This window comes from Pseudomonas sp. 05N36, assembly GCF_056397385.1.
Window position 1 is genome coordinate 22,167 of the sequence record NZ_JBFTNH010000022.1, and the last position, 23,766, is coordinate 45,932.

Annotated in this window: 20 protein-coding genes and 1 other RNA gene; 3 read left to right on the forward strand and 18 right to left on the reverse strand. The window is 60.4% G+C overall.

Annotated elements, in window-relative coordinates; translation table 11 throughout:
- Window positions 1–149: 149 nt before the first annotated feature.
- Entirely contained in the window at window positions 150–1,658 is a 1,509-nt protein-coding gene (locus tag AC1DIH_RS23200) for a sensor domain-containing diguanylate cyclase (RefSeq protein WP_477773435.1), read from the forward strand.
- A gap of 88 nt (window positions 1,659–1,746) precedes the next feature.
- Here the strand turns inward: AC1DIH_RS23200 and lpxC are convergent, their stop codons facing one another.
- The 18 genes from lpxC to rsmI all read right to left on the reverse strand — a co-directional run bounded on the left by lpxC (window position 1,747) and on the right by rsmI (window position 21,297).
- Window positions 1,747–2,658, reverse strand: a complete 912-nt coding sequence (gene lpxC, locus AC1DIH_RS23205; protein WP_054595720.1) for a UDP-3-O-acyl-N-acetylglucosamine deacetylase — start codon at window positions 2,656–2,658, stop codon at window positions 1,747–1,749.
- A gap of 112 nt (window positions 2,659–2,770) precedes the next feature.
- Window positions 2,771–3,958: a cell division protein FtsZ gene (gene ftsZ / locus AC1DIH_RS23210; protein WP_019693552.1), complete on the reverse strand. Its 1,188-nt coding sequence runs from the start codon at window positions 3,956–3,958 to the stop codon at window positions 2,771–2,773.
- A 90-nt stretch (window positions 3,959–4,048) separates the two neighbouring features.
- Window positions 4,049–5,314, reverse strand: a complete 1,266-nt coding sequence (gene ftsA / locus AC1DIH_RS23215) for a cell division protein FtsA (RefSeq protein WP_477773436.1) — start codon at window positions 5,312–5,314, stop codon at window positions 4,049–4,051.
- 14 nt (window positions 5,315–5,328) lie between these two features.
- Window positions 5,329–6,195 carry a cell division protein FtsQ/DivIB gene (locus tag AC1DIH_RS23220; RefSeq protein WP_477773437.1) on the reverse strand — a complete coding sequence of 289 codons (867 nt, stop codon included), beginning with the start codon at window positions 6,193–6,195 and terminating at the stop codon, window positions 5,329–5,331.
- A 4-nt stretch (window positions 6,196–6,199) separates the two neighbouring features.
- Window positions 6,200–7,168, reverse strand: a complete 969-nt coding sequence (locus tag AC1DIH_RS23225; RefSeq protein WP_477773438.1) for a D-alanine--D-alanine ligase — start codon at window positions 7,166–7,168, stop codon at window positions 6,200–6,202.
- Window positions 7,165–8,625 carry a UDP-N-acetylmuramate--L-alanine ligase gene (gene murC, locus AC1DIH_RS23230; RefSeq protein WP_477773439.1) on the reverse strand — a complete coding sequence of 487 codons (1,461 nt, stop codon included), beginning with the start codon at window positions 8,623–8,625 and terminating at the stop codon, window positions 7,165–7,167. The genes AC1DIH_RS23225 and murC overlap by 4 nt, the downstream gene beginning before the upstream one ends.
- On the reverse strand, window positions 8,618–9,688 hold the full coding sequence (murG, locus tag AC1DIH_RS23235; RefSeq protein ID WP_103319133.1) for an undecaprenyldiphospho-muramoylpentapeptide beta-N-acetylglucosaminyltransferase: 1,071 nt from the start codon (window positions 9,686–9,688) through the stop codon (window positions 8,618–8,620). The genes murC and murG overlap by 8 nt, the downstream gene beginning before the upstream one ends.
- The gene (gene ftsW, locus AC1DIH_RS23240; RefSeq protein WP_477773440.1) at window positions 9,678–10,895 is read right to left on the reverse strand and encodes a putative lipid II flippase FtsW; all 1,218 of its coding nucleotides are present in this window, start codon (window positions 10,893–10,895) and stop codon (window positions 9,678–9,680) included. The genes murG and ftsW overlap by 11 nt, the downstream gene beginning before the upstream one ends.
- Entirely contained in the window at window positions 10,892–12,253 is a 1,362-nt protein-coding gene (gene murD / locus AC1DIH_RS23245) for a UDP-N-acetylmuramoyl-L-alanine--D-glutamate ligase (protein WP_477773441.1), read from the reverse strand. Before murD ends, ftsW begins: the two co-directional genes overlap by 4 nt.
- 5 nt (window positions 12,254–12,258) lie before the next feature.
- Window positions 12,259–13,341 carry a phospho-N-acetylmuramoyl-pentapeptide-transferase gene (mraY, locus tag AC1DIH_RS23250; RefSeq protein WP_054595712.1) on the reverse strand — a complete coding sequence of 361 codons (1,083 nt, stop codon included), beginning with the start codon at window positions 13,339–13,341 and terminating at the stop codon, window positions 12,259–12,261.
- Window positions 13,341–14,708, reverse strand: a complete 1,368-nt coding sequence (locus AC1DIH_RS23255; RefSeq protein WP_477773442.1) for a UDP-N-acetylmuramoyl-tripeptide--D-alanyl-D-alanine ligase — start codon at window positions 14,706–14,708, stop codon at window positions 13,341–13,343. The genes mraY and AC1DIH_RS23255 overlap by 1 nt, the downstream gene beginning before the upstream one ends.
- Window positions 14,701–16,164, reverse strand: coding sequence for a UDP-N-acetylmuramoyl-L-alanyl-D-glutamate--2,6-diaminopimelate ligase (locus tag AC1DIH_RS23260; protein ID WP_477773443.1), 1,464 nt, complete (start codon window positions 16,162–16,164; stop codon window positions 14,701–14,703). The genes AC1DIH_RS23255 and AC1DIH_RS23260 overlap by 8 nt, the downstream gene beginning before the upstream one ends.
- Complete coding sequence (locus AC1DIH_RS23265) at window positions 16,164–17,903, reverse strand: peptidoglycan D,D-transpeptidase FtsI family protein (RefSeq protein WP_477773521.1); 1,740 nt, start codon at window positions 17,901–17,903, stop codon at window positions 16,164–16,166. Before AC1DIH_RS23265 ends, AC1DIH_RS23260 begins: the two co-directional genes overlap by 1 nt.
- A complete protein-coding gene (gene ftsL / locus AC1DIH_RS23270; protein WP_103319127.1) occupies window positions 17,903–18,196 on the reverse strand; it encodes a cell division protein FtsL in 294 nt (97 codons plus the stop codon). The genes AC1DIH_RS23265 and ftsL overlap by 1 nt, the downstream gene beginning before the upstream one ends.
- On the reverse strand, window positions 18,193–19,140 hold the full coding sequence (gene rsmH, locus AC1DIH_RS23275) for a 16S rRNA (cytosine(1402)-N(4))-methyltransferase RsmH (RefSeq protein WP_427533294.1): 948 nt from the start codon (window positions 19,138–19,140) through the stop codon (window positions 18,193–18,195). Before rsmH ends, ftsL begins: the two co-directional genes overlap by 4 nt.
- Window positions 19,137–19,592: a division/cell wall cluster transcriptional repressor MraZ gene (gene mraZ, locus AC1DIH_RS23280; protein WP_019693566.1), complete on the reverse strand. Its 456-nt coding sequence runs from the start codon at window positions 19,590–19,592 to the stop codon at window positions 19,137–19,139. Before mraZ ends, rsmH begins: the two co-directional genes overlap by 4 nt.
- 403 nt (window positions 19,593–19,995) lie before the next feature.
- Window positions 19,996–20,349: RNase P RNA component class A (gene rnpB / locus AC1DIH_RS23285), an RNA gene on the reverse strand.
- A 75-nt stretch (window positions 20,350–20,424) separates the two neighbouring features.
- On the reverse strand, window positions 20,425–21,297 hold the full coding sequence (gene rsmI / locus AC1DIH_RS23290) for a 16S rRNA (cytidine(1402)-2'-O)-methyltransferase (RefSeq protein WP_024264767.1): 873 nt from the start codon (window positions 21,295–21,297) through the stop codon (window positions 20,425–20,427).
- 208 nt (window positions 21,298–21,505) lie between these two features.
- On the opposite strand from rsmI, the gene AC1DIH_RS23295 reads away from it, so the two are divergent.
- Both AC1DIH_RS23295 and AC1DIH_RS23300 read left to right on the forward strand, forming a co-directional pair.
- The gene (locus tag AC1DIH_RS23295; RefSeq protein WP_477773444.1) at window positions 21,506–23,317 is read left to right on the forward strand and encodes a penicillin-binding protein activator; all 1,812 of its coding nucleotides are present in this window, start codon (window positions 21,506–21,508) and stop codon (window positions 23,315–23,317) included.
- Entirely contained in the window at window positions 23,317–23,679 is a 363-nt protein-coding gene (locus tag AC1DIH_RS23300) for a YraN family protein (protein WP_019693569.1), read from the forward strand. Before AC1DIH_RS23295 ends, AC1DIH_RS23300 begins: the two co-directional genes overlap by 1 nt.
- The last annotated feature ends 87 nt before the right edge of the window (window positions 23,680–23,766 follow it).

Consider the following 23,766-nt stretch of genomic DNA (forward strand, 5'->3'; position numbering starts at 1 on the left):
GAAAAATTCACAAAAAGGCCAGCACCGGTGCTGGCCTTTTTTGTATCCGGGATCTATACATGCACTGAGATCAACGAACTGATATCTGCAATGCCGCCCGGTATGTCCGGGAACTACGCTGATGATGTCCCTGTGCAGAAATCAGAACCATGAGTGCAAACCGCACACACCACGCCATAACGAGCCCTACCCGCCGACCGGAATTGCTGCTGGTTCTCGGCAGTTCGCTGACCGTCGTCGCGATCATCGCCATCGTCACCTTCCTGCTGATCCGCGAACACGCCAATGCCATGCAGGCGGCGACGCGGGGTGCGACCAACATCGTGCAACTGATCGACGCCGATGTGCTGCGCAACGTCGAGCTCTATGACCTGTCACTGCAAGGCTTGATCGCTGCCGCCCAACGTGACGACCTGCAGAAGGTTTCGGCGCAGATCCGCCACCTGGTGCTGTTCGACCGCGCAAGTACTGCACGCTACAAGGGTGATGTGCTGCTGCTCGACAAGCACGGCGATGTGATCGCCAACTCGTCGTCGATTCAGCCCAAACAGGGCAATTTTGCTGACCGTGACTACTTCCAGGCCCACGTCAGCAACAGCGATAGCGGGATGTTTATCAGTCGCCCGTTCAAACCCCGTTGCGACTGCCCCGAGAACGATCAGTGGCGCATCAGCTTCAGCCGGCGCATCTCTTCGCCCACCGGAGAGTTTCTTGGCGTTGCCGTCGCGTCCATGCAACTGGCGTACTTTGACGAGCTGTTCAGCAGCTTGGACATCGGCTCTAACAGTACCCTCAACGTGCTCGACAAGGACGGCATACTGCTGGCGCAAAAGCCGATGCTGACCGATGACAGCATCGGCAAGAGTTTCGGCAATCGACCCAACGTCATACGCATCATGCATGAAGGCAGTGGCCACTTCAGCAGCGTGTCGAGCATGGACCACCAGGAACGCCTGTACACCTTCTCGCGCGTCGGCAACCTGCCGTTGACGGTCAGCGTCGCGCTGTCGATGGACGAAATCTTCGCCAGCTGGAGACGCACCGCATACGTGATCAGTGGCGCAACCGGTGTGTTGTGTATCGGCTTGATGTGGCTGACCTTGCTGCTGTGCCGCGAGTTTCGCCTGCGCCATCACGCCGAGCAGGAGCTGGCGCAACAGGCCGCCATCGATGCCCTCACCGGCGTGGCTAACCGGCGGACCCTCGACCAGGCCCTGAATCGTGAATGGTCCCGCGCCCAGCGCTCGGGCAAACCGTTGTCGGTGTTGATGATCGACGCCGATCACTTCAAGTCGTTCAACGACCGCCACGGCCATCAGGGCGGCGACGATGCGTTGCGCGTGCTCGCTCGAGTCATCAGCGAAAACATCCGTCGCCCCTCCGATCTCGCCGCGCGCTATGGCGGTGAGGAGTTTTCCGTGGTGTTGGCCGAGACTGACAGCGCAGGAGCCCTGCGGATTGCCGAAAATATCCGTGCGGCAGTCGAGCAACTGCCACCGTTCGAAGATGACGAGGGGCCCATCACTGTCAGCATCGGCCTCAGCACCTCGACAGGGCAACCGGGCGAGAGCCTGGAAAACCTGATGCATGCAGCCGACAAAGCGCTGTATCAGGCCAAGCACCGTGGGCGTAATCGGGTGGTTAGCGCGCAGGAATAGGGGCGGATCTATCTCTCGTAGCAGCTGCTACAACGGCATAAAAAAAGGCCACCCGAAGGCAGCCTTTAAAAACTAGAGAGGTTTTTGCTTACACGGCCGCAACTGGACGCATGTAAGAGATCGGTGCAGTGCTGGCGTCTTCAAACGTCACGACTTCCCAAGCATCTTTCTGCTCAATCAATTTGCGCAGAAGCTGGTTGTTCAGTGCGTGGCCCGACTTGAAGCCTTTGAACTCACCAATCAGGCTATTGCCCAGCAGGTAGAGGTCACCAATTGCATCGAGGATCTTGTGCTTCACGAATTCGTCTTCGTAGCGAAGGCCGTCTTCGTTCAGTACACCATCCGCGTCGACCACGATGGCGTTTTCAACGCTACCGCCGAGTGCGAGGTTGTGCTTGCGCAGGTACTCGATATCACTCATGAAACCAAAGGTCCGGGCGCGGCTGACTTCTTTTACGAACGAAGTGCTGGAAAAATCCACGCTGGCACTTTGAGTGCGGTCACGAAACACCGGGTGATCGAAATCGATCTCGAAGCTCACTTTGAAGCCTTCGAAAGGGACGAAAGTGGCGCGCTTGTCGCCGTCTTCCACTGTCACTTCACGCAGGATCCGGATGAACTTCTTGGCTGCGTCCTGTTCTTCCAGGCCAGCCGATTGAATCAGGAATACGAAGGGTCCAGCGCTACCATCCATGATCGGGACTTCGGACGCGGAGAGCTCGACGTAGGCGTTATCGATGCCCAGGCCAGCCATGGCCGAGAGCAAATGCTCCACCGTGTCCACTTTGACGTCACCGTTGACCAGTGTCGTCGACATAGTGGTTTCACCAACGTTTTCCGCGCGAGCAGGAATCTGCACCACAGGGTCCAGGTCGGCACGACAAAACACGATGCCGGTGTCTACAGGTGCTGGCTTGAGGGTCAGGTATACCTTCTCCCCGGAGTGCAGGCCTACACCTGTGGCACGGATAATATTTTTCAGGGTGCGTTGTTTAATCATGGCTTGGGCCGCTTCAGCGCAAATTGCGAACTGGTATCAACAAAGGCTGGCGATAATAGCAGACCCGGCCTTTGCTGAACACCAATCACCTTCATAGCCCTGATACATTCCATCAATCGGCCTGACGACGCAGGAATGCCGGGATGTCCAGGTAGTCCAAATCGTCTTGCGGATTGAGTTTAGCCGCCGCCGCTGCGCCGGCCTGAGCCTGGTTGCGCATCACGGTTGGACGGTCCAGGTCGCGGTAGTTGACCGACGGCATTTCCTGACGCGCGGCAGCAGGTGCGGCAGCAGCCATGGAGGTTTGAACGGTATTGTCGATGACCTTCACAGGTTTCTCGATTTTTGCGCCCAGACCAGTGGCAACCACAGTCACGTGCAATTCGTCGCGCATGTCCGGATCGATAACGGTACCGACCTTGACCATCGCGTGCTCGGAAGCGAAGGCTTCGATGATGCTACCCACGTCGGAGTACTCACCCAGAGACAGGTCAGGACCGGCGGTGATGTTCACCAGGATGCCGCGTGCACCTTGCAGGTTGACGTCTTCGAGCAGCGGGTTACGGATCGCCGCTTCAGTCGCTTCACGTGCACGGTTCGGACCGCTGGCGCAGCCAGTGCCCATCATTGCCATGCCCATTTCGCTCATGACGGTACGGACGTCGGCGAAGTCGACGTTGATCATGCCTGGACGCTTGATGATGTCGGAGATACCGCGAACGGCACCGGCCAGTACATCGTCAGCCTTGGCGAAAGCCGACAGCAGGCTTGCGTCTTTACCCAGGATGGTCAGCAGCTTCTCGTTGGGGATGGTGATCAACGAGTCGACGCTTTCGCTCAGCGCGCGGATGCCTTCATCGGCGATCTGCATACGCTTGCGGCCTTCGAACGGGAACGGACGAGTCACCACCGCAACGGTGAGGATCCCCATTTCCTTGGCCACTTCAGCAATGATCGGCGCAGCACCGGTACCGGTACCGCCGCCCATGCCGGTGGTGATGAACACCATGTTCGTGCCTTGCAGCACTTCGGCGATGCGCTCGCGGTCTTCCAGAGCGGCCTGACGACCGACCTCAGGGTTCGCGCCAGCACCCAGACCCTTGGTCACGCCGGTGCCCAATTGCAGGATGGTCCGCGCGCCGATGTTTTTCAGCGCCTGGGCATCAGTGTTGGCGCAGATGAACTCAACGCCTTCAATGTTGCTCTTGACCATGTGATTCACAGCGTTTCCGCCGCCACCGCCAACACCGATAACTTTAATAACCGGGCTTGCGGGGATGTTGTCTACGAGTTCGAACATTTTCCCTCTCCTTACATTCTCTAGTTTTTTTCGCCTACTGCGCCTACTGCGTACAACGGTGCTGCGGTATCACGGTGTTGCGGTAAATCTTCAGAAATTGCCCTGGACCCAGCTTTTGATGCGATCGATCAACGGGCTCTTGGCCTCATCGTTGTTGTTGTAGCTATCGCGACTGCTGCTGATCCCGGAGAAGGAAATGCCATCGGACTGCTTTTGCAGGCCATACATCAGCAAACCAACACCGGTGGAATAAATCGGGTTGCGCACTACGTCGTCCAGGCCTCTGAGGCCATGCGGTACGCCCAGGCGAACCGGCATGTGGAAAATCTCTTCGGCCAACTCGACCGCGCCTTCCATCTTCGAAGTACCGCCGGTCAGCACGATGCCGGCCGGGATCAGGTCTTCGTAGCCGCTGCGACGCAGCTCGGCCTGGATCAGCGTGAACAGCTCGTCGTAACGCGGCTCGACCACTTCGGCCAGGGCCTGACGGGACAGCTCGCGCGGCGGACGATCACCGACGCTTGGGACCTTGATGGTTTCACCGGCGCCGGCCAGTTTGGCCAGGGCGCAGGCGTAGCGGATCTTGATTTCTTCGGCGTACTGGGTCGGAGTGCGCAACGCCATGGCGATGTCGTTGGTCACCTGATCACCGGCAATCGGGATCACCGCGGTGTGACGGATCGCGCCTTCGGTGAAGATCGCGATGTCGGTGGTACCGCCACCGATGTCCACCAGGCACACGCCCAGCTCTTTCTCGTCATCGGTCAGCACCGAGTACGCCGAAGCCAGTTGCTCGAGAATGATGTCGTCGATTTCCAGACCGCAACGACGCACGCACTTTTCAATGTTCTGTGCGGCGTTCACCGCGCAGGTGACCACGTGAACCTTGGCTTCCAGACGTACACCGGACATGCCCAAAGGCTCGCGAACGCCTTCCTGGTTATCGATCACGTAATCCTGCGGCAGCGTGTGCAGAACGCGCTGGTCCGCCGGAATCGCCACGGCCTGGGCGGCATCGAGCACGCGCTCGAGGTCGGCCGAGCTGACTTCGCGATCACGAATCGCCACGATCCCGTGGGAGTTCAGGCTGCGAATGTGATTGCCGGCCACACCGACGAACGCCGAGTGAATCCGGCAGCCGGCCATCAGTTGCGCTTCTTCGATCGCGCGCTGGATGGACTGCACGGTGGATTCGATATTCACCACCACGCCCTTCTTCAGGCCGCGGGAGGGGTGCGTACCGATCCCGACGATTTCCAGTTGGCCATCGGCCGCGACCTCGCCTACCAGCGCCACCACCTTGGAGGTACCGATATCCAGACCGACGATCATTTTGCCGCTTTGCACGTTTGCCATGGTCCTGCCTCTTCTCAATTCTTCGCGACAGCGCGTTGGGCCGTCGTGGGCGCTACAGGTTCCCGCCAGCCAACGGCCAGGCCGTTGGCATAACGCAGGTCGATGCGCGCAATGTTCGTAATCTGTTCTTTAAGCGTCTTGTCGTAGATGGCAATGAAGCGGCGCATCTTTTCCACCAGGTGATCGCGTCCCAGCAACAGCTCGATCCCAGGGCCCGCGCTACCCGCGCCAGTGGTCAGAAACCAGCTGCCGCGTTCACGCAATTCCAGCCGGGCAACCGAGAAGCCCAATGGCCGTAACATCTGGCTCAACACCTGATACTGCTGCATCACTTGCTGCTGGGCCCGTTGTGGGCCGAACAGCTGTGGCAAATGTTCGTAGTTGGCCAATTCACGCGGCGTAAACGCCTGCCCCTGGTTGTTCAGCAGCGCTTCGTCACCCCAACGGGCCACGGGCAGTTGCTCTTCCAGGCGAATCACCACCTGGTCAGGCCAGACGCGACGCACTTCGGCGTGGGCAATCCATGGCATCTGTTCCAGCTCGGTACGCATGCTCGCCAGGTCAATGGTGAAGAAGCTCGCCGCCACGTACGGGGCGATCCGCTGCTGCACCGCTTGCTGGCTGATGTAACTCAAATCGCCCTGCACGTTGATCTTGGTGATCGGCCGGTCGGCGTACGGCAGCAAGCGCTGTGCACCTTCGTAAGTACCGAACCCCAACGCGACCAACAGCACGGGCCAGAACAAGGCTTTGAGAAAACCAAAACTGGCTTTCGGCAGGCGCACCGACATCGGCTCTTTGGCCACCATTCGGCTGGCACCCCGCGGCACCGGCTTGCGGCCGGGTGCGGAGGGCTGATGACGTAGCTGGGCGCCTTGCATGGTCTTAACCTCGCGGCTCTACGTGACTGGCAACACTGGCCGCCAGGATCGCCAGCACCAACTGCTGGAAATCCAGACCGGCGGCGCGTGCGGCCATTGGGACCAGACTGTGATCGGTCATGCCCGGTGCGGTATTGACTTCCAGGAACCAGAACTGCCCATCGGCGTCCTGCATCACGTCAGCCCGTCCCCAACCGGCGATACCCAGCGCCTCACAGGCTTTTGCCGTGAGGTCCATGAGTTCTTGTTCCTTGGCGCTATCGAGGCCGCACGGGATCCGGTACTGGGTATCGGAAGCCAGGTACTTGGCGTCGTAGTCATAGAAAGTGTGTGGCGTGCCCAGAGCGATCGGTGGCAACACCTGATCACGCAGGGTCGCAATGGTGAACTCCGGACCTTGAATCCATTGCTCGACCAACACTTGCGAATCGTAGGTACTGGCCGCTTTCCAGGCTTCGATCAATTCAGCTGCCGAAGTCACTTTGGCCATACCGATACTTGAACCTTCATGCGCCGGTTTGACGATCAAAGGGAAGCCCAGTTCCTTCGCCGCCAAAATACAGTCGGCTTCGCTGCCCAGTACCGCGTGACGTGGCGTCGGAATGCCGAGGCTGTGCCAGACCTGTTTGGTCCGCAGCTTGTCCATGGCCAGTGCCGAAGCAAGGATGCCGCTGCCGGTGTACGGAATCCCTGCGCATTCGAGCAAACCCTGCATGCTGCCGTCTTCACCGCCACGACCGTGGAGAATGATGAAGGCGCGGTCGATTTTTTCGTTCAGCAGGCGTTGCAGGAAATCGTCGCCGACGTCGATGCCGAACGCATCCACGCCTGCGGACTGCAGCGCTTCAAGCACCGCGTTACCGGATTTCAGCGAAACCTCACGCTCGGCGCTTTTGCCACCGAACAGCACGGCCACGCGGCCGAAGTCTTTCGGGGCGATTGTCGAGAACAGGTTGGCGTAGGCAGCAGTCATTTCAACTTTCCTTCGTTAGGAGCGACAACGGCACCCGCGAACAACGGACTATTCAACAGTTTCGGTGCGAGACCGCCGATATCACCGGCGCCCTGGCACAGCAGGATGTCGCCGGCACGCAGCAGCGGCTTGACCAGCGGCGCAAGGTCGACACCACGTTCGATGTAGATCGGGTCGAGCTGACCGCGCTGGCGGATGCTGTTGCACAGCTTGCGGCTGTCAGCCCCCGGAATCGGCTCTTCGCCGGCCGGATAGACTTCCATCAGCAGCAGCACGTTGGCGTCGGCCAGTACATTGACGAAATCGTCGTACAGGTCGCGGGTTCGGCTGTAGCGGTGCGGCTGGTAAACCATCACCAGGCGCCGCTCTGGCCAGCCACCGCGCACGGCTTTGATCACCGCTGCGACTTCGGTCGGGTGGTGACCGTAGTCGTCCACCAGCATCACGTTGCCGCCTTCGACTGGCAGTTCGCCGTAGACCTGGAAGCGTCGACCAACACCCTGGAAGCCCGACAGCCCCTGAACGATGGCTTCATCGCTGACGCACTCGTCGGTCGCGATGCAGATGGTCGCCAGCGAGTTCAATACGTTGTGGTTGCCCGGCATGTTCACCGAAACATCCAGCGGCTCACGGTCAGGACGCAGCACGGTGAAGAAGGTCTGCATGCCTTGCTGGCGAACATTGATGGCGCGCACGTCGGCGTCTTCGCTGAAGCCGTAGGTCATGGTCGGACGCTTGACCAGCGGGAGGATTTCACGCACCACCGGGTCGTCCAGGCACATCACCGCCAGACCGTAGAACGGCAGGTTGTGGAGGAACTCGACGAAGGTTTTCTTCAGTTTGTTGAAGTCACCGTCGTAGGTCGCCATGTGGTCGGCGTCGATGTTGGTGACCACAGCCACCAACGGCTGCAGGTGCAGGAAACTGGCGTCGCTTTCGTCGGCTTCGGCGATCAGGTAACGGCTGGTGCCCAGCTGGGCATTGGTGCCCGCGGCATTCAGGCGACCACCGATCACGAAGGTCGGGTCCAGGCCACCGGCCGCGAACACCGAAGCGATCAGGCTGGTGGTGGTGGTTTTGCCGTGAGTACCGGCGACGGCGATGCCGTGGCGGTAGCGCATCAGCTCGGCGAGCATTTCGGCACGCGGCACCACGGGGATACGACGCTCCAGGGCCGTCGCAACTTCCGGGTTGGCGGTGTTCACGGCGCTTGATACCACCAGGACATCGGCGGTCGCGGCGTTCTCGGCGCGGTGCCCGATGAAGATCTGGGCGCCGAACGATTCGAGACGCTCGGTCACCGGCGAAGCTTTCAGGTCGGAACCGGACACTTGGTAGCCCAGGTTCAGCAACACTTCGGCGATTCCGCACATGCCCACACCGCCGACTCCGACGAAGTGGATGCGACGGATGCGGCGCATTTCCGGCTGCGGCATGGCTTTCTGATTCTCAACCATGAACCACCTCCAGGCAGATATCGACCACGTTGCGGGTTGCATCAGGTTTGGCCAGGCGACGAGCGGCGCCAGCCATGTCGTTGAGTCGTTGCGGTTGCATCAAGACCTCTGTCAGGCGTGCAGCGAGATCCGCTGCGCCAGTCGTTCTTTGCGGCATCAGGAAGGCAGCGCCTTCACGAGCCAAATATTCGGCATTGCGGGTCTGGTGATCGTCGATCGCATGGGGCAAAGGCACCAGCATCGAGGGCAGACCGGCAGCAGCCAGCTCACTGACAGTCAGCGCGCCAGCGCGACAGACCACCAGGTCGGCCCAGCCATAGGCTTGGGCCATGTCTTTGATGAAAGGCTGCACTTGCGCCTCGACACCGGCCGTGCGATAGCGCTCGGCAGTCACTTCATCGTGGTTTTTACCGGCCTGGTGAAACACTTCCGGACGCAGCTCAACAGGCACCTGCGACAGGGCTTCAGGCAGCAATTTGTTCAACGGTTCTGCGCCCAGGCTTCCACCCAGGATCAGCAAACGCGCTTTGCGTCCGGCCAGGGCTGGACGCGCTGTATCGAGGAACAACTCGGTGCGCACCGGGTTACCGGTAGTGCGCCGGCTGCCACTGGCAGCAAAGGTGTCCGGGAAAGCTTCGCAGACTCGCGCGGCCAACGGCACCAGCAGCCGATTGGCGGTACCGGCAACGGCGTTCTGCTCATGAACGATGACGGGTACACCGGCCAATCTGGCGGCTACGCCACCAGGGCCGGTGACATATCCGCCAAAGCCCAGGACGCAGACCGGTTTCAGCTGACGAATGACCGCGCGTGCCTGCCAGATCGCCTTGAGCAATACGAAAGGTGCCTTGAGCAGCGACAGCTTGCCCTTGCCGCGAAGGCCGCTGACGTTGATCAAATGCAACGGCAGGCCGGCATTCGGGACCAGTTCGTTTTCGATCCCGCGTGGCGTCCCGAGCCAGTGCACGGTGTAACCGCGCGCCTGAAACTCGCGAGCACAGGCCAGCGCCGGGAACACGTGGCCACCGGTGCCGCCCGCCATGATCAGCACGTTAGCGCCCATGGGTCGGCTCCTCGGCGAAGTCACTCTCGCTGAACTCCATCTCTTCGCTGCCCAAGTGGGTTCGACTCTCCCATTCAATGCGCAACAACAAGCCAAGACAGGCGCAGCAGATCACCAACGAACTGCCACCGTAACTGAGGAACGGCAGGGTCAGGCCCTTGGTCGGCAGCAAGCCGACGTTCACCCCGATGTTGATCAGGAACTGACCAATCCACAGGAACGACAAGCCGTAGGCGACATAGGCGGCAAAGAATTGCTTGGCCTTCTCTGCCCACAAACCGATGTACATGCCGCGTATGCACACGAAGACGAACAGCGCGACGGTGGCCAGGGAGCCGACCACGCCCAGCTCTTCGGCCAGGACCGAGAACACGAAGTCGGTGTGCGCTTCCGGCAGGTAGAACTGTTTCTGCACGCTGTTGCCCAGGCCAACGCCCAGCCACTCACCGCGACCGAAGGCGATCAGCGCCTGGGTCAACTGGTAGCCGGAACCGAACTGGTCCGCCCAAGGGTCGGTGAAGGTGGTCAGACGAGCCATTCGATAAGGCTGCATCTTGATCAGCAGCACCACCGCCACCACCGCCAGTATCACCATCAAGGTGAAGCGGAACAGCCCGACGCCGCCCAAAAACAGCATCGCCGCCGCGGCCCCCATCATCACGACGGTGGCACCGAAGTCGGGCTCCATCAGCAGCAGGCCGGCCATTGGCAGCAGCACGATGAACGGCTTGAAGAAGCCCATCCAGCTTTCACGCACTTCTTTCTGCCGACGCACCAGATAACCGGCGAGGTAGATCACCACAAAGACCTTGGCAATCTCGGAAGGCTGGACGTTGAAGAAGCTGAAACCGATCCAGCGCATCGAACCGTTCACCTCACGGCCGATCCCCGGGACGATCACCATCACCAGCAAACCGAACGCACCAATCAGCATCAGCCAGCCCAGGCGTTGCCAGGTCGCGATCGGAATCATCATGGTGACGATGCAGGCACCGACGCCGAGCACGATGTAGACAAGGTGGCGAATCATGTAATACAGGGCGCTGCCCGACTGTACCGCCGCCACTTCGGTCGAGGCGGAGGCGATCATGACCAGCCCCAGGCCGATCAATGCCAGGCAACCGGCGAGCATCGGGAAGTCGAGGTCGATACCACGCCCGGTGATGATCGGCGACGGGTACGGCTTGATGATATTTCTCAAGCTCATGCCAAGTCCTCCGCGGCCAGATCTTTCACGGATTGGACGAACAGGTGCCCACGCTCTTCGTAGTTCCGAAACATGTCGAAACTGGCGCACGCCGGCGACAGCAGCACGGCATCGCCTGGCTGGGCGATGGCGCGGCATTGCTCGACCGCTTCGATCAGCGAATGGACGCGAATCAGCGGCACGGCGTCGCCGATGGCCTGGCCAATCAGCTCGGCATCACGCCCCATCAACACCACGGCGCGGCAGTTGGCCGCGACCGGATCACGCAGATCCTTGAACTCGGCACCTTTGCCGTCGCCACCGGCGATCAGCACCAGCTTGCCTTGGATGTCTGCGCCCAGACCTTCGATAGCGGCCAAAGCGGCGCCAACGTTGGTGGCTTTGGAGTCGTTGTAGTAGCTCACGCCGTTCAGGTCGCGGACCCACTGGCAACGATGCTCAAGCCCGGCGAAGGTGCGCAGGCTCGAGAGCATGGCGTCGAACGGCAGGCCCACGGCGTGCCCCAAGGCCAAGGCCGCGAGGGCGTTGGACTGGTTATGCGCGCCACGAATTTTCAGCTCGCGCACCGGCATCAGGTTCTGGAATTCGAAGGCCAAGTACTTCTCGCCATTTTCCTCGCGCAGACCAAAAGCCTTGAAGTCCGGCTTGTTCAGGCCGAAGGTCCAGCACGGCAGGCCCTCGCTCATCAACGGACGGCTCAGCGCATCCTGACGATTGACCACCACTTGCTTCGCGCCCCGGAAAATCCGGTGCTTGGCCAGGTGATAGGCCGGCAGGCCGCTGTAACGGTCCATATGGTCTTCGCTGATGTTCAGCACGGTGGCCACTTCGGCGCCCAGCTGATCGGTGGTCTCCAGCTGGAAGCTCGAGAGTTCCATCACGTACAGTTCGACGTCATCGCTCAGCAGATCGAGTGCCGGAGTACCGAGGTTACCGCCCACCGCCACGCGCTTGCCGGCCGCTGCCGCCATTTCGCCGACCAGCGTGGTCACGGTGCTTTTTGCGTTGGAGCCGGTAATGGCGACAATCGGCGCCTTCGCGTTACGGGCGAACAACTCGATATCACCCGACAGCTTCACGCCACGGGCCGCCGCTGCTTGCAGGGCCGGAGTCGCCAAGGCCAGGCCCGGGCTCACGTAGAGCTCGTCGGCACGGCAGAGGAATTCGACATCCAGCTCGCCACAACGCACTTCCACCTGCGGGTAGTCACGGCGCAGCGTGGCCAGCTCCGGTGGATTTTCCCGCGTATCGGCGACAGCGAACGACACGCCCCGGTTCGCCAGGAAGCGAACCAGGGACATGCCGCTCTTGCCGAGGCCGACAACGATGCGGAAGTGGTCAGAAGCGATCAGAGACACTCGTTCTACCTCAGCTTCAGGGTGGCAAGGCCGACCAGTACGAGAATCACGGTGATGATCCAGAAACGGACGATCACGCGTGGCTCGGGCCAGCCCTTGAGTTCAAAGTGGTGGTGAATCGGTGCCATGCGGAACACGCGGCGACCGGTCAGCTTGAAAGAGGCAACCTGAATGACCACCGACAGGGTTTCCATCACGAACACACCGCCCATGATGAACAGGACGATTTCCTGACGGACGATCACTGCGATGGTGCCCAAAGCCGCGCCCAGCGCCAGTGCGCCGACGTCGCCCATGAAGACTTGAGCCGGGTAGGTGTTGAACCAGAGGAAACCCAGGCCGGCACCGATCAGCGCGCCGCAGAATACGATCAGCTCACCTGCGCCCGGTACGTAAGGAATCAGCAGGTATTCAGCGAATTTCACGTTACCCGACAGGTAGCAGAAGATCCCCAGCGCGCCGCCGACCATCACGGTTGGCATGATCGCCAGGCCGTCGAGGCCGTCGGTCAGGTTGACCGCGTTGCTGGAGCCGACGATCACGAAGTAGGTCAGGACCACGAAGCCAATGCCGAGCGCGATGCTGGCGTCTTTGAACATCGGCACGATCAAGGTCGTTTCAACCGCGCTTGGCGCAGTCATATAAAGGAAGATCGCCGCGCCCAGGCCGAACACCGACTGCCAGAAGTATTTCCAGCGGCTCGGCAAGCCACGGGAGTTCTTCTCGATGACTTTGCGGTAATCGTCGACCCAGCCCACGGCACCGAACAACAGGGTGACCAGCAACACGACCCACACATAGCGGTTGTGCAGGTCAGCCCAAAGCAAGGTGCTGACGCCGATGGCGGTCAGAATCAGTGCGCCGCCCATGGTCGGAGTGCCCGACTTGGACAAGTGCGATTGCGGGCCGTCATTACGGACAGACTGGCCGATCTGGCGGTTCTGCAACGTGCGGATCATCCAGGGACCCAGGCACAGCGACAACGACAACGCGGTCAGCACACCGAGAATCCCGCGCAGGGTCAGGTACTGAAAGACCGCGAAGCCTTTGTAGAACTGTTGCAGATACTCCGCTAACAACAGCAGCATTAATGTTTCTCCCCGCTCGAACCGCACAAAGCCGCAACGACGTTTTCCATCGCAGCGCTTCGCGAGCCCTTGATCAAAATAGTGGTGTTTGTATCGTGTTCGGCGCCCAGCGCCGCGATCAGATCAGCCTGATTGGCAAAGTGACGAGCCTGTTCACCGAAGGCTGCGACGGCATGCGCCATCATCGGGCCAACGGCATAAAGCGCGGAAACCTTGCCGCTGGCGTACGCGCCAACGTCGCGGTGCCCCTGCTCCGCCCACTCGCCCAACTCGCCAATATCCCCGAGCACCAGAATGGTGCGGCCGGAAAAGCCGGCGAGTATATCAACGGCGGCGCACATTGAGGTGGGGTTCGCGTTGTAAGAATCATCAATGACGCGCATGCCATTGGTTGCCAGTTGCGCCACGGCACGGCCCTTGACCGGCTGCACCGCATTCAGCCCCGTGGCGATACCGAACAGCGACACACCCAGCGCATGGGCGGCAGCCGCGGCGGCCAGGGCATTGGCAACGTTGTGGTTGCCAAGCAGGTTCAGTTGAACCTGCTCGACGCCTTGCGGGCTGTGCAGCGTGAAGGACGGGCAACCGCGAGCGTCACGAGCCAGATCGCTGGCATGGAAATCGGCACGGCTGTCGTTCAGGGCAAAGCTCAGCACCTGCCGACCGGCGGCACGTTTCTTCCAGATATCAAAAGCCTTGTCGTCGAGGTTCAAAACGGCGACGCCATCGGCGTCCAGCCCTTCGAGAATCTCGCCCTTGGCTTCAACGATTTTTTCCGGCCCGCCGAACTCGCCGACGTGGGCGGTCCCGGCGTTGTTGATCACAGCCACATGTGGCTTGGTCATGCCGACGGTGTAGGCAATTTCGCCGATCCGCGAAGCACCCAGTTCGATGACGGCAGCGGTGTGTTCCGCGGCCAGTTCGAGCAAGGTCAGCGGAACGCCGAGGTCATTGTTCAGGTTGCCACGGGTCGCCAGTACCGGACCGCGCGTGCGCAGGATGCTCGCGAGCATTTCCTTGACCGTGGTCTTGCCGCTGGAACCGGTAATTGCCGCGACCGGGTTCGAATACGCAGCACGGTTCAGCGCGCCGAGTTCGCCAAGGGCCTGACGAGTATCGGTGACCAGTAGCTGAGGCAACGTGGAGTTCGTCACTTCACGCTCGACCAAGGCCGCGACCGCGCCTTTGGCAGCCACGTCGTTCAAGTAGTCATGGCCATCGAAACGCGGTCCGGTCAGGGCAACAAACAACTGGCCTGGCTTGATCGCCCGGCTGTCGATGCTGACGCCATCGAAGCTGCTGTCGGCAGTCAGCAGGCGACCGGCCAATGGGCCAGCCACTTCGCTCAATTTCAAGGCTTTAAGCATGGGCCACCTCCCACGCGGTCAAGGCACGGTCGGCCTCCACCAGATCGGAGAAATCATGGCGCACGCCGTTGATTTCCTGATAGTCCTCGTGACCTTTACCGGCCAGCACAATCACGTCATCCGCGCTGGCGCTGGCGATCAACTGGGCAATCGCCTGGCCACGGCCGGCGACAAAACGGACGTTATCCACCGCCGTGAAACCGGCGCGGATGTCATCGAAAATCTGTGCAGGGTCTTCGGTGCGCGGGTTGTCATCGGTGACCAGCACGCCGTCGGCCAGACGCTCGACCACTTCGGCCATCAACGGGCGCTTGCCGCGATCGCGATCACCGCCGCAACCGAACAGGCAGAGCAATTTTCCCTTGGCGTGTGGACGCAGGGCCATCAGGACTTTTTCCAGCGCATCCGGGGTGTGGGCGTAATCGACCACCACCAGCGGCTGAGTACCGCCGCCCAGGCGCTGCATGCGACCGGCCGGGCCTTCGAGTTTTGGCAGTACGTGGAGGATTTCATCCAGCGCGTAATCCAGACCGAGCAAGGCACCGACAGCGGCCAGTACGTTGCTCAGGTTGAAGCGGCCGAGCAAGGTGCTGCGCAAATGGTGTTCGCCCTGCGGCGTCACCAGCGTGGCACGCACGCCCTCATCGTCGAACTGCGCTTCACGGCAATAGAGGTAGGCGCTGGCGTCTTCGAGACTGTAAGTGATCAGGCGCGACTCAGCTTCTTCAGCCGCGAGTTGCCGACCGAACGCGTCGTCGAGGTTGATCACCCGGCACTTCAGATCGTTCCAGGCAAACAGCTTGGCCTTGGCCTCGCCATAGGCTTGCATGGTCCCGTGATAATCCAGGTGATCGCGCGACAGGTTGGTCATCACTGCCACATCGAACGCCAGAGCCGTCACGCGCCCTTGATCCAGACCGTGGGAGGACACTTCCATGGCCACGGCTTTGGCACCGGCCTTTTTCAGGTCGGCCAGGGTTGCCTGTACTGCAATCGGGTTCGGCGTGGTGTGCAGGCCGCTTTCCAGTGCGCCGTAGAAACCGGTGCCCAGGGTGCCAACGATGCCGCAGTGCTGCCCCAACAGGTCCAGGGCTTGTGCGACCAGTTGGGTCACGCTGGTCTTGCCGTTGGTGCCGGTCACGCCAATCAGGTTCAGGTTACGGCTCGGGTCGCCGTAAAAGCGCCCGGCAATGTCCGACAACTGCGCAGCCAGGCCCTTGACCGGAATCAGCGGTACTTCGGTAATCGGCAGGACGGTCGCGCCTTCGACTTCGTAGGCCACAGCTGCGGCACCACGCTGCAAGGCGTCGGCAATGTGTGCACGACCATCGAACTTGCCACCTGGCACGGCCAGAAACAGGTCGCCAGCCCGGACATTACAGCTGTCCAGGGTCAGTTCGCGAATCAACAGATCACGGCCAGCGTGGGCGAAAATCTTGTTCAGGCTAAGCGACATCAGCCACGCCCTCCGTTAGCTTTTACAGGGATAACCGGCGCCGCATTGGCTTGCTGGGTGGGCGGCAGGTTGTCCGGGGTAACGTTCATCAGACGCAGGGTCCCGGACATCACTTTGCTGAACACCGGCGCCGAAACCAGACCACCGAAGTAGCCGGCCTTGCTCGGTTCATCGATCACCACGACGATCGCGTAGCGCGGGTCGCTCATGGGACCAAAACCTGCGAACAGCGAGCGGTAGGAGTTTTCGGCATAGCCTTTGGTGCCCACCGATGTCTTACGTGCAGTACCGGACTTGCCAGCGACGTGATAGGCCGGCACTTGCGCACGGAATACACCGCGCGGCGCTTCGATCACCTGCTGCAACATGCCCTGCATGGTTTTCGCCACGGCTTCCGGAATCACTTGAGTAGTTTGCGCGGCCTTGTCGGTCTTGATCAGGGTCAGCGGTGCGATACGGCCGTTGTTGGCCAGCGCCGAGAAGGCGTGGACCAGCTGAATGGCGGTCACCGAAATGCCGTAGCCGTACGACAGCGTGGCCGTCTCGGCCTTGCGCCATTCGCGGTAGTTCGGCAGGTTGCCGACACGCTCGCCCGGGAAACCCAGGCCGGTGTCCTGGCCGAGGCCGACTTTCTGCGCCAGACGGAAAATCGTTTCGCCACCGATATCGAACGCGACCTTACTCATGCCGACGTTACTGGAGTTGATCAGAATGCCGGTCAGGTCAAGCACCGGGCCTTCGGTCTTGGATACGTCCTTGATGGTGTATTTACCAATCTGCAAGCTGCCCGGGTACACCTCGACGGTGTCGCTCGGTTTCCAGCGCCCGGTTTCGATCGCGGCGCTCATGGAGATCGCTTTCATGGTCGAACCCGGCTCGAACACGTCGATCATCGCGCGGTTGCGCATCATCGCCGGTTGCAGGTTGCGACGGTTGTTCGGGTTGTAGGTCGGCTGGTTGACCATGGCGAGGATCTCGCCGGTCTTGACGTCCATGATCACCAGGCTGCCAGCCTTGGCGCCGTTCTCGATGATCGCGTTGCGCAGCTCGCGGTTCGCCAGGTATTGCAGGCGCAGGTCAATCGACAACGCCAAGGGCTTGCCGGCCTTGGCGTTTTTGGTCACTTGAACGTCTTTGATCAGTCTGCCGCGCCGGTCCTTGATGACCTGGCGCTTGCCAGCGACACCGGCCAGCCATTCGTCGTACGCCAACTCCACGCCTTCACGCCCGTGATCATCGATGTCGGTAAAGCCGACCATGTGCGCGGTGACTTCGCCAGCCGGGTAGAAACGCCGGAACTCTTCGATGCCGTAAACGCCCGGTACTTTCAGATCGAGCGCGACCTGGCCCTGCTCGGGGGTCAGCCCGCGCACCAGATAGATGAATTCTTTATTCGCCTGAGCTTCGAGTCGCTCGGCCAGGACTTTAGGGTCCTGCCCCAGCACAGTCGCCAGTGCCGGCCACTTTTCCTTGGCCAGCTGCATTTCCTTGGGGTTGGCCCACAGGGTGGTGACCGGAGTACTCACGGCCAACGGCTCGCCGTTACGGTCGGTGATCAAACCACGGTGAGCCGGAATCGGGATGTGTCGAACACTGCGCGCATCGCCCTGACCAATCAGGAAGTCACGGTCGATCACCTGCAGGTCGACAATGCGCCACGCGATGGCTACTACCATGACGCCCAGCAAGCCGAGCACCACACGAAACCGCCAAGGAAAGAGTGCCCCTTCGAGTTTCATCATGGCGCCACCATCCGTACATCAGCGGCGCCGGGAATGCGCATCTTCAGTTGTTCGGTGGCCAATACTTCGATACGGCTGTGGGCGGTCCAGGTGCTCTGCTCGAGAATCAACCGGCCCCACTCTGCCTGCGCCTTGTCGCGCACACTCAACTCGTTGTACAGCGAGTTCAGCAACTGGCGGTTCCAGTGAGCGCTATAGGAAACTCCGATCGCGGAGACCAATACGGCAATAAATAGCAGCAGCATGAAAAAGCTTCCGCCTGGAAGTGGCTTGGCGAAGAGCTTGCTCACCGAAGTTTCTCCGCGACACGCATGACGGCGCTACGGGAACGAGGGTTGGCTTTGAGTTCGGCTTCGCCAGCGAACTGCGGTTTGCCATGAATCTTGATTTTCGGTACGAAGGCTTCGAAACGTACCGGCAGGTTGCGCGGCAGGTTATCGGTTTCACCCTTGACCAGTTTGCGCATGAACTGTTTGACGATGCGGTCTTCCAGCGAGTGGAAGCTGATCACCACCAGGCGACCACCCACTTCGAGGGCTTCAAGCGCGGCTTCGAGGCCGGTCTCAAGATCGCCCAACTCGTTGTTGACGTGAATTCGCAGGCCCTGGAACGCGCGGGTCGCCGGGTTCTTGCCTTTTTCCCAGGCCGGATTGGCGACTTTCAGGACTTCAGCCAGATCGCCAGTGCGCTCGAAGGGCTTGATATCGCGACGCTCGACCACGGCACGGGCCATACGACCGGAGAAACGCTCTTCGCCGTATTCCTTGAACACGCGGGCAATTTCTTCGACGGGCGCGGTGTTGACGAACTCTGCCGCACTGATCCCGCGAGACGGGTCCATGCGCATGTCCAGCGGACCGTCATTGAGAAAGCTGAAGCCACGCTCCGGGTCGTCGAGCTGTGGCGAAGACACGCCCAGGTCAAGCAGAACGCCGCTGACCTTGCCGGCCAGACCGCGTTCGGCAACTTCCGAGCCGAGCTCGGCAAAGCTGCGCTGTACAACGACAAAGCGGCCGTCTTCGGCCGCTAGCGTTTGCCCGGTGGCAATCGCCTGAGGATCTTTGTCGAACCCCAGCAACCGACCATCGGGACCGAGCTGGCTGAGAATCAGGCGGCTATGCCCGCCACGCCCGAACGTGCCATCCAGATAGCAGCCATCAGGGCGTACGGCGAGAGCCTCAACGGCTTCGTCAAGCAGTACGGTGATGTGGTTAAAGCCGCTATCAATAGTCACAGGATCAAATCACGCAGTTCATCAGGCATGGCGCCCGGTTGTTGAATAGCAGCCAGGTCAGCAGCAGAAACCGCATCCCAGGCATCCTCGTCCCACAATTGGAACTTGTTCAGTTGGCCTACCAGCATCGCGCGCTTATCCAATTTGGCGTATTCGCGCAGACGCGGCGGAACCAGAAAACGACCACTGCCATCGAGCTCGAGGTCGACGGCATTACCAATCAGCAAACGTTGCAAGCGGCGGTTCTCTTCGCGAAGCGAAGGCAGTGCGCGCAGTTTGGTTTCAATCAGCTCCCACTCATCGAGCGGGTAAACACACAAACAAGGGTCAACGGCATCAATTGTGACAATTAATTGCCCGGAACTTCGCGAAACGAGCTCGTCACGATACCGGCTCGGCATGGCGAGACGGCCTTTTGCATCGAGACTGATAGCGTTAGCTCCGCGAAACACGTCAGCGTTTCTCCAAATTTTAGCGTTTTACGCTTAAAAAACCCACTTCATGCCACTTTCCGCCACTTGCGCACACTATAGGAATGCGCCCACCACACCGTCAAGGCGCGGATTAAAGGAAAACCCTTACAGATCGGAGATTTAGCGCTGTAAAAGAAGGGGTTACGAGTATTTGGCGGATGATTTGGCTCAATAACTTGAAGCAGCACGGAAGGCTACGTTCAGAAGTTAAAGTGATTTGTTAAGAGTAAGATTTTTTCGGTATTACAAAAGCGCTTCTGCTATTGATTCAAGCAGGGAGGGTAATCGCCACTACATCAATGCCTCTGCTTGGGGTTCAGCAGATGGCCAACCAGTATTACCACGCCCTTCCGCCAAAGATTCAAGCCGAAGGAACAAAAAGGTGGAGAGTCGATCTATAAGCCGGGTTCTGTCTTGAACAGTCATTCGTCTACGATGGCCATCACTGGACATCTTTAGCAACCTACCCGGTCCCAGCGCGGGCCACGCCTTGGGACCCTATTTGGTCTTGCTCCAAGTGGGGTTTACCTAGCCACGAACTGTTGCCAGTCGTGCGGTGCGCTCTTACCGCACCTTTTCACCCTTACCGGCACCGAAGTGCTTAGGCGGTTATTTTCTGTGGCACTTTCCGTAGGCTCACGCCTCCCAGGCATTACCTGGCACTTCGCCCTATGGAGCCCGGACTTTCCTCCCCCCCCTAATTTTCATAGAGGGCAGCGACTGTCCAATCGACTCTCCGCCGCAAAGGTTAACGGCAGAGCGCCCGAAGAACAAGCGATAAAAGCCTTTGACCGCCCTGCAACCCGCGTTTTTACTCGCTTTTCTGTTTATCCAGGGCTACCTGATAGAGAACGTTCTTACGCTCACCGGTAATTTGCGCCGCCAACGCCGCTGCACGCTTGAGTGGCATTTCTTCGAGCAGCAGATCGAGAATACGCATCGCCTCACTACTCACCGCCTCCTCACTCTCCGGTGCCGACCAGCCGGCCACCAACACCACACACTCGCCGCGCTGCTGATTGCTATCGTTCTCGACGAATGCCCGCAACTCGGCCAACGGCAGCCCCTTGAGGGTTTCGAAGGTTTTGGTCAGCTCGCGAGCGAGCAGCGCCGGACGCTCCGGACCGAATACCAGCTCCATGTCCTGCAAGCACTCGAGAATCCGGTGTGGCGCTTCGTAAAAGATCAACGTACGCGGTTCTTCCTTTATGGACTCCAGGCGCGCACGTCGCCCCACCGCCTTGGCCGGCAAAAAGCCTTCGAAGATGAACCGGTCGGATGGCAACCCTGCCGCAGACAACGCCGCGATCAATGCGCACGCACCGGGAACCGGTACTACATTGATACCTGCCGCCCGCGCCTGCCGCACCAGGTGATAACCCGGATCAGAGATCAGCGGCGTTCCCGCATCGGAGATCAGCGCGACATTGTCACCAGCCAGCAAGCGCGTGATGAAGCGACTGCCCTCATCGCGCTCATTGTGCTCATGACACGCCGCCAGCGGTGTGGCGATCCCGAAATGCTGCAGCAACCGCAAGGAGTGACGAGTGTCTTCAGCCGCGATCAACGCCACTTCACGCAAGATTTTCAGCGCCCGCGCACTGATGTCATCCAGGTTGCCGATGGGCGTCGCCACCACATAAAGCGAGCCAGCAACGGAATTCAAAGCACCTGGAGCAGTCAAAGCGCACACCTCATGATCGGTAAAACCGGCATTGTAGCGCGTAGAAGTGCCTCAAATGCGCACCGCGATCATCTTGCTCCACGCCCTTTTGTTGATCGTCGTAACATTTACACGACCTAATTTGAAGGTTTCATGCCAGTAACATCGCGCCCCGGCCAGCGCTTGGGTACAATTCCACGCTAATTTGATCGAGTATCAGGAACATTACATGATCGCTTGCCTGCGGCTGTTCTCTGCCCTCTGCCTCGCTGCCCTGTTGGCGGCTTGCGCCAGCTCGCCCTCCTCCAGCCTTGGCGAACTTCCACGGACTGCGGATGCCAGTATCGAGCAATTGCTCGAACAGGCTGCCACCAGCAAAACACCGGAGAAGGCCGCCCTGTTTCGCCTGAGCGCAGCAGACCTGGCCTACCGCCAGGGAAATGCCGGCCAGTCTGCACAAATTCTTCAGCAGGTCCCGATGGACCAGCTGAAACCCGGCCAACAGGTGTACGCCAGCACCCTGGCCGCCGAACTGGCGCTGACTCGCAACCAGCCCAAGGCAGCACTGACCGCCTTGAGCCATCCGAGCCTGCAACACCTGAGCGAGATGCCGGTCGACCAGCAAGTGCGAACCGGCACCGTCCATGCCCGCGCCCTTGAAGCTGACGGCCAGACCCTGGCCGCCGCCCGCGAGCGCATCTTTATCGCGCCGCTGCTCAAGGACGACGCGGCCAGCAAAAACCACGAGGCCATCTGGGCACTCATTTCGTCCCTGCCGACCGATCAACTGCAACCCATCACCACCGACGACCTCGGCGGCTGGATGAGCCTGGCGGTGGCAGTGAAAAACGCCGCTACGCTGGAACAGCAGCAGGCCGCTATCGACAACTGGCGCGCACAACACCCTAAACACCCGGCCGCACTGGTGCTGCCACTGCCTTTGACCAAGCTCAAGGAACTGGCCAGCCAACCGGTCAGCAAGATTGGCCTGCTGCTGCCACAAGACGGTCCGCTGGCATCGGTTGCCAAAGCACTGCGCGAAGGGTTCCTGGCCGCTCACTATCAGGCCCAGCAAGCCGGACAGAAGCCGCCTGCCATCGAGTTCTATGACAGCTCGCACCTGACCTCGCTGGACGACTTCTATCGCAAGGCACAAGCCGACGGCGTGCAACTGGTCATCGGCCCGCTGGAAAAACCGCTGGTCAAACAACTCAGCACTCGCCCGCAACTGCCGATCACCACGCTGGCGCTGAACTACAGCGAAGGCGAACAAGGCCCGGCCCAACTGTTCCAGTTCGGCCTGGCTGCCGAAGACGAAGCCCGCGAAGTTTCCCGCCGGGCCCGCGCCGACGGCCTGCACCGCGCCGCTGCCCTGGTGCCGAAAGGCGAATGGGGCGATCGCGTGCTTAAAGCCTTCCGCCAGGATTGGGAAGCCAACGGTGGTACCGTCGTTGGTATCGAACGCGTTGATCAACCGGTGGCCCTGGCTCAGCAAATCGCCGACCTGTTCCAGCTGCGTCAGAGCGAAGGTCGCGCCAAGAGCCTGCAAAGCACCGTAGGCTCGCAGGTCGCTGCACAACCTTCGCGCCGTCAGGACATCGAGTTCATTTTCCTCGCCTCGACACCGCAGCAAGCCCAACAGATCAAACCAACGCTGAACTTCCAATACGCAGGCGACGTACCGGTTTACGCCACCTCCCACGTATTCAGCGCCAGCGGCGACCAGAACCAGTACAACGACATGAACGGCGTTCGCTTCTGCGAAACCCCATGGCTGCTGGACGCCAACGACCCGCTGCGCAGACAAGTGACCGCTCAATGGCCACAAGCTGCGGGCAGCCTGGGCCGCCTCTATGCAATGGGCGTCGACGCCTATCGCCTGGCGCCGCGCCTGGGCCAACTCAAGGCATTGCCAGACAGCACCATCGAAGGCCAGTCGGGCACCTTGAGCATGACCTCCACGCAACGCATTCAACGTCAGCTGCCGTGGGCACAGTTCATCAACGGCCAGGTTCAACGCCTGCCTGACACGCCACGCTGATGCCCGACAGGTCACGCCAACAAAGCGGTCGAGATGCTGAAAGCCAGGCGCTCAAGCATCTCCAGCAACAAGGTCTGCGCCTCCTGGCGCAGAACTGGTTGTGTAAACGCGGCGAGCTTGATCTGGTCATGCTTGACGGCGATACAGTAGTATTCGTCGAAGTCCGCTACAGACAAAACACCCAATGGGGTGGCGCGCTCGGCAGCATCGATGCGCGCAAGCGTCAGAAATTGATACTCGCCGCGCAGTATTTTCTGCAGCGCGAGTCGCGCTGGGCCAACTCCCCCTGCCGTTTCGACGTAGTTGCCATAGACGGCAGCGCGGCTCATTTGAACTGGCTAAGGAACGCCTTTGACAGCTGACTGCTCAAAGGCAAGGCCGATCTTCACTCAACACTTTTGCTCTTTGCTTTGCGGGCCGCACATTGCTGTGCCACCAAGCCGCGCTAC